This is a genomic window from Lentilitoribacter sp. EG35 (genome assembly GCF_040784015.1).
GTDB lineage: Bacteria > Pseudomonadota > Alphaproteobacteria > Rhizobiales > Rhizobiaceae > Lentilitoribacter.
Map to the genome: position 1 here is coordinate 1 of NZ_JBFNGQ010000024.1, position 5,592 is coordinate 5,592.

The 5,592-nt window shown below is 39.1% G+C and carries 7 protein-coding genes; 4 read left to right on the forward strand and 3 right to left on the reverse strand.

Annotation, left to right across the window (positions count from 1 at the left end):
- Nucleotides 1–10 precede the first annotated feature (10 nt).
- From AB2J24_RS19675 to AB2J24_RS19685, 3 genes are all read left to right on the forward strand, one after another.
- Complete coding sequence (locus AB2J24_RS19675; RefSeq protein WP_367386788.1) at nt 11–166, forward strand: phosphopantetheine-binding protein; 156 nt, start codon at nt 11–13, stop codon at nt 164–166.
- Between the two features lie 61 nt (nt 167–227).
- Nucleotides 228–860, forward strand: a complete 633-nt coding sequence (locus AB2J24_RS19680) for an aspartyl/asparaginyl beta-hydroxylase domain-containing protein (RefSeq protein WP_367386782.1) — start codon at nt 228–230, stop codon at nt 858–860.
- A gap of 298 nt (nt 861–1,158) precedes the next feature.
- The gene (locus tag AB2J24_RS19685; RefSeq protein ID WP_367386783.1) at nt 1,159–1,374 is read left to right on the forward strand and encodes an MbtH family protein; all 216 of its coding nucleotides are present in this window, start codon (nt 1,159–1,161) and stop codon (nt 1,372–1,374) included.
- Nucleotides 1,375–1,553: 179 nt separating this feature from the next.
- Here AB2J24_RS19685 and AB2J24_RS19690 read toward each other — a convergent pair whose 3' ends face one another.
- Nucleotides 1,554–3,203 (reverse strand): ABC transporter ATP-binding protein, encoded by a 1,650-nt coding sequence (locus tag AB2J24_RS19690; RefSeq protein ID WP_367386784.1) that lies wholly within the window; start codon nt 3,201–3,203, stop codon nt 1,554–1,556.
- 328 nt (nt 3,204–3,531) lie between these two features.
- On the opposite strand from AB2J24_RS19690, the gene AB2J24_RS19695 reads away from it, so the two are divergent.
- The gene (locus AB2J24_RS19695) at nt 3,532–4,347 is read left to right on the forward strand and encodes a 4'-phosphopantetheinyl transferase family protein (RefSeq protein ID WP_367386785.1); all 816 of its coding nucleotides are present in this window, start codon (nt 3,532–3,534) and stop codon (nt 4,345–4,347) included.
- Nucleotides 4,348–4,510: 163 nt separating this feature from the next.
- Here the strand turns inward: AB2J24_RS19695 and AB2J24_RS19700 are convergent, their stop codons facing one another.
- Nucleotides 4,511–5,347: a thioesterase domain-containing protein gene (locus AB2J24_RS19700; RefSeq protein WP_367386786.1), complete on the reverse strand. Its 837-nt coding sequence runs from the start codon at nt 5,345–5,347 to the stop codon at nt 4,511–4,513.
- Nucleotides 5,348–5,407: 60 nt separating this feature from the next.
- Nucleotides 5,408–5,592: phosphopantetheine-binding protein (locus tag AB2J24_RS19705; RefSeq protein ID WP_367386787.1), on the reverse strand; the 185-nt coding region annotated here is incomplete at its 5' end.

Consider the following 5,592-nt stretch of genomic DNA (forward strand, 5'->3'; position numbering starts at 1 on the left):
GCATTCACTTTTGGCGACACGCCTGGTTAGCCGGATCAGGTCGACTATGGGGATTGAAGTTGCGATCCGAATGCTCTTTGAAGAACCAACAGTTGCTGGATTAAGTAAACGTCTACGCTCCTCAGTGGACCTTAAAATACGACCAAAGTTACGCCGGATGAGATGACCTAATAGAAATTGGTACCGATATTTCGGCTTCGGCGTAAACCAGATTGAAAGGAAAAATGATGCCACTAGGATTTCACGACGAACAAAATTTTCCACAATTTACATCTCTACGAGATAACTGGACTAAAATTAGGGACGAAACTGACGAATTAGATTTGCCCCTAACGCCAATTCATAGGGTGGGGAAAACTCATAAAGAAGTATTTAAGGAAATTGGAGACTACGTTCAAGGTGGCGGAGAATATGGCTGGTTAAAAGGTTGGGGTTTGAATGGCATAAATGAAGATTGGATTCAACTAGTGTTAGTAGCTGAATCCAATCCGATTCGGTTTTTGAACGGAAAAATGGCATACACTTTATCCCTACTTAATCGAATACCTGGAGTAAAAGTAGCGGCTTTAGTTCGTCTTAAATCCAACACTTTTCTCCCCACACATTGCCATAAGGAACTAGCTGCAAAAGGCATCCTACAACTTCACTTAACTCTTGATGCCGCTTCAGAGCACAACTATGCTTACTTAAACGTCGAAGGAGAGTTCCGGCAACATGTTCCAGGACAGACACTTATATTCGACGGGTCGTTAGCTCATTTTGCAATCAACGCATCACAAAAGGATAGAACAATCCTATATGTCGAGTTCCAACGCGACAAAGGTGAGAGTGGAGTTAATGTAGAAATTGGAAAGCCTTAATTAGTAGCAATTATGGATTTTACTGCCGGGTTGCTTGAGATGGAAAAAGTACAATCAAAATGTCCGGCCATCCGTAAAATCCGGAAGGGATGGCTGCCAAACTTAATAATATTCACCTGATTTACCCAAAGCAAACTCTCAAATGTAATTTATCAACCAACCAAATAGGCACCAACGAAGGCCATAATATTGTGTTCCCGGTAGTAAATTAGATAATTTTTGCTTGAAAAAATGTCCCAAGGGTGCGAATATATAGTACTACTTTAAGTAGATGTGAGCCAGTCAGAAGGAGGAAACTATGAGTAGTCTATTTGATGACGCCACCAACCAATTCCTTGTCCTTGTAAATGACGAAAAACAGCGGTCCATTTGGCCTGAACACGTTGAAGTACCCACAGGATGGCGATGTGAATATGGACCAGCGGATAAACCGTCTTGTAGCGAATTTGTAACTGCCAATTGGATAGATCTTCGCCCAAAGTCACTCATTAATTTGATGAAAAAAGAGAACTAAGTAATACCGTTAATAAACGAACTATATTGTTAAACATGATCTCTGATACTAACCTCATTTGTAAAGTTAAGTAGAGCAGAGTACACCTCTTACAAATGAATATGATCTTTCATATTGATAATGACATCGATCATCTACAACAATAAATTTACTGCAAAGCCTAGAGCCTAGAGGGAATCTTAATTAATTTTTCCACCCTCTAACTCAACTAATTTGTCAGTGGCGTTGATCACGCCTTTGCGATGAGTAATAGCAATAATTGTCATTTCTCCCGACAACTCCCTAAGCTTATCCATTATTGCTTTTTCAGTGTTTTCATCGAGAGCCGAGCTTGCTTCATCAAGATACAAAATTTGTGGTTTTTTCAGTAGAGCTCTGGCTATTGCAATTCGTTGACGTTCACCACCAGAAAGCCTCAATCCACGTTCACCAACTAAGGTTGAAAGTCCCTCTGGAAGAGTTTGTATAAAATCACTTATTGCAGCTCGACTAATAGCCATTTCAATTTCCTGATTGGTAGCGGCTCTCCCAAGAGTTATGTTATCTCTTATCGAGTCACTGAGAAGAATAACCTCTTGCGAGACTACTCCAATCAACGAGTACAATTCTTTTCGCTGTATAAAGCGCAGATTAACACCATCTATAAAAATACTTCCATTATCAGGTTCTGCAGTTTTCAGCGCGAGTTTTAATAATGTTGATTTACCCGCTCCGCTCTTACCGGTGATAAATGTTATTTTTCCACGTTCTGCGAGAAAATTAACATTACGAAGAGCTATATTTTTTCTATCCTCACTAACATAGGAGAAACTCACATTTTTAAACTGCAGTCTACCGGAAATGATGTCAGCACTATTGTTACATTTCACTTCTAAGACTGAGTCTTCTGTTGGTTCCTCTGCTGCGGCCCAAATTTGATTTGCAGGTTCCAATTTTGAATAAGATTCAAAAAACCTGCTAATGGATGTACCCAATAAATCAAATGGTACGTTAAGTTGCATTATCAGGACATTAAACAGAACTACATCACCAACTGATATATTGTTTTTATCAAATTCAGGTAAAATAATGTAAAAATTGGCTGAAAATTGCAGGGTCAAGGCAATTCCAAGTACCATGGAATATCGAGTATGCTTAGATGCCCAGTCTTTCCAACTATCACGTATTTCTTCTGCTTTAATATTAAATCGATCTACTGCCCAATTCTGCCCACCATAATATCTAATTGTTTCCATCGCAGTGATCATATTACCCGCTTGCTTTGCATTCTCTTGAAACGCTTGATTCGCCTTACCCAGCAACGGGCGTGTTAAAACGCTAGCTATGTATGTAATTGAAATAAAAACTATTCCATAAATCATCACAATGACGGCTACTGCCAAATTTAGTGTGCTTCCAACTAGTAAGAGACTTAAAACGAATTGGATAATACCTGGAAATACTACTAAGAAAACCAAATTGAAGATTGTACGGAGCGCACTTTGAGCTAATTGTGAAGCAGCTTGTATTTCGGCTGGATTGCATTTGACGAAAAAGTTAGGGGTTTTCAATGAAACTTTCTTTATAAAATTTACGGATAGAACAAAATTCAAATTACTTTCAAGAGATTGTGCGACATAACCCTGGCCTCGCCGAAACGCCACCGCAATTCCAAATAGACTTGAATATAACAAAAACCCCAGAAAAAGCGGCCAAGCAGAAAATCCATTACTCAATTTATCAATGAGCTGTGCAAGTAAATATGGAGCAGAAATACTACACAATGTTGTAAACACCACTAGGCAGACTAATTTGCTAATTGACCATTTATTGCAAGATAAAAACTCCACCGCGACAACCGAGCTCATAGAGTCTGGAGTTGAGCAATTTTTTTCCGTATTACACGAATATTTCATGAGATCAACGCTAAATTTATATTTTAAATTGTAAATTTTTTTTACACAATTTAAGGTAGCTTATACTAATTGTAACTCATTGTGCAATACTTATTAGTGTGATATTTTCTTAATAGATTTTATCTGTCACAGACCCAAACTATTAATTAGATGACGACGTAAGTGACGACCTTATATTAGCTGCTACGGGGTCCATCTGTACGTAGCTAATATTTTAGAAAATAAGGTTCTTTCCCGAGCTATAAATCTAAGGAGATTTGAAATGCTGCGAAGAATGTTAGATTCTTCCTCAATTCTGGCACCTTGTCCAAACCGTATTGACATCTGGTTCACTTGGGTTTCTGATGTTCGACACTCCTCAGTTCTCGCAAACTATACCCACCTCCTTAGCACTGAGGAGAAAGATCGTTACTATCGATTTCACCATATAGATGACCGGTTACGGTTTCTCGCTACTCGAGCACTAGTGCGAACCAGCCTGTCACGCTATTCACCGATAGAACCCAAAGAGTGGATATTTACGAGCGACATCTATGGTAGGCCAAAAATTAGTTCCTCACATCCAATCGAGCGATCTATATCATTCAACATTTCTCATACACGTGAATTGGTCGCTCTTGCCATAACCACTGATCGGAGAATTGGAATTGACGTGGAGGCAGATACTGGGCAGGTAGCGCCACTCGATATCGCTGATTACCACTTCGCACCTTCAGAGATAAATGAGTTAAATGCATTGCATATAGAAGAAAGGCCACATCGTTTTTTTGAATACTGGACGTTGAAAGAGGCCTATGTTAAGGCCCGCGGGATTGGACTATCTATACCACTCAATCAGTTTTCCTTCGAACTGTCTTCTGTTCGCCAGATTAAACTAGATATCGATGCGAAATTATCAGATGACCCTGCCCGCTGGAATTTTTGGCTTTTCCAGGCAGACGAAAAACACGTTCTAGCGATCTGTACAAGTGGGCTAAAAACAGCTCAAGAAATAAGCTTTCGCCACGTAATTCCTCTTCTATCCGAACGCTTTATGGAGGCTAGACTGCTGCGTATTTCAGCCTCGCTCGTTACATAATGGGAACTAAAACAATTCGCTAGTTCACGGATGCTAAAGTATTTAATACTAGCATTTGATAGTTTTAATTAGAATCTATAACAACCTATCTTCTATTGTAATTGCATTCATAAATGGCAGATCAACGTTTTACGCACATCGAAAGATCGTGCTTTTCCGCACTTCATCTGGTTGCTTTTTGACAATTCAATTCTTTGGCGATCAAAGACCCAAGCGTGGTTGCATGTGTTTCATCAGAAAAAAGATTCAGATGGGAACCCTCAATATTTATAACTTTTACATTACCCGTCACGCGGGTTCTAATATTCTTTACGGATTGAATATGCGACCCATCTGACGTAGCAAAATAAATTAAATCAGAGCCAAATTCCCCTAATTCGTAATCAATATTAGCTTTGTTCATTGCGCAATAAAATGTGTAACACTTGTCCAACCATTCGGCATCAATAGTTTTGGGGTGCCTGTTGTCATGCTTTTCCAATTTCAATTTTAACAAACAATCCAACTTTTTCTGTCTATTATATTTCCAAAATGAACAATCCAGATTATAAAATCGCTGATCTACGTTACCAAATAATATATTGATAAAAGTAATCCATCCATCATAACCGCTTAATAATTCTTCCGCATCATTTTTTCTTGCAATAGTCACCTGAACATCAATCAGACCTAGCAATGATACTGCCTCTCCATGACTTTGCAACTGACATGCAATTTCATAGGCAATGAGTCCCCCCATCGAAAATCCACAAATATGATAAGGTCCCAGAGGTTGGATCCGTCTTATTTGCTGTAAGTAAGTGTTGGCCATTTCAACAATAGTATCCTCGGGCTGCACATCAAAGTGGACGCCTATAGCATTGAGCCCATATAAGCTATTCATAATTGGCGACTTCATATGCCGATAAATAGTTGATGAACCTGAGACCGAATGGATACAAAAAAGTGCCGGTTTGATCCCTTTTTTTATTAGGACCATGCAATCATCGTTGTTTTTCATATGATTCCTCTTATTCAATAGTAGTAATTAGATTGTTTGGCTCAAATATAGCTTTGACAATCACTCAATTGAGTTTGCAATTTCTGCAATCGATGGTGATTCAAAAATTAGGCCAAGTGCAACTTCAATCCCCATAGTCGACCTGATCCGGCTAACCAGGCGTGTCGCCAAAAGTGAATGCCCACCCAAGTCAAAGAAGTTATCATCTATCCCAACATGCTCTACTCCAAGCACTTCAGCAAACA

Coding starts and splice junctions, on each gene's coding strand:
- AB2J24_RS19695 (WP_367386785.1), top strand. CDS start 3,532: ATGCTGCGAAGAATGTTAGATTCTTCCTCAATTCTGGCACCTTGTCCA.
- AB2J24_RS19680 (WP_367386782.1), top strand. CDS start 228: ATGCCACTAGGATTTCACGACGAACAAAATTTTCCACAATTTACATCT.
- AB2J24_RS19700 (WP_367386786.1), bottom strand. CDS start 5,347: ATGAAAAACAACGATGATTGCATGGTCCTAATAAAAAAAGGGATCAAA.
- AB2J24_RS19685 (WP_367386783.1), top strand. CDS start 1,159: ATGAGTAGTCTATTTGATGACGCCACCAACCAATTCCTTGTCCTTGTA.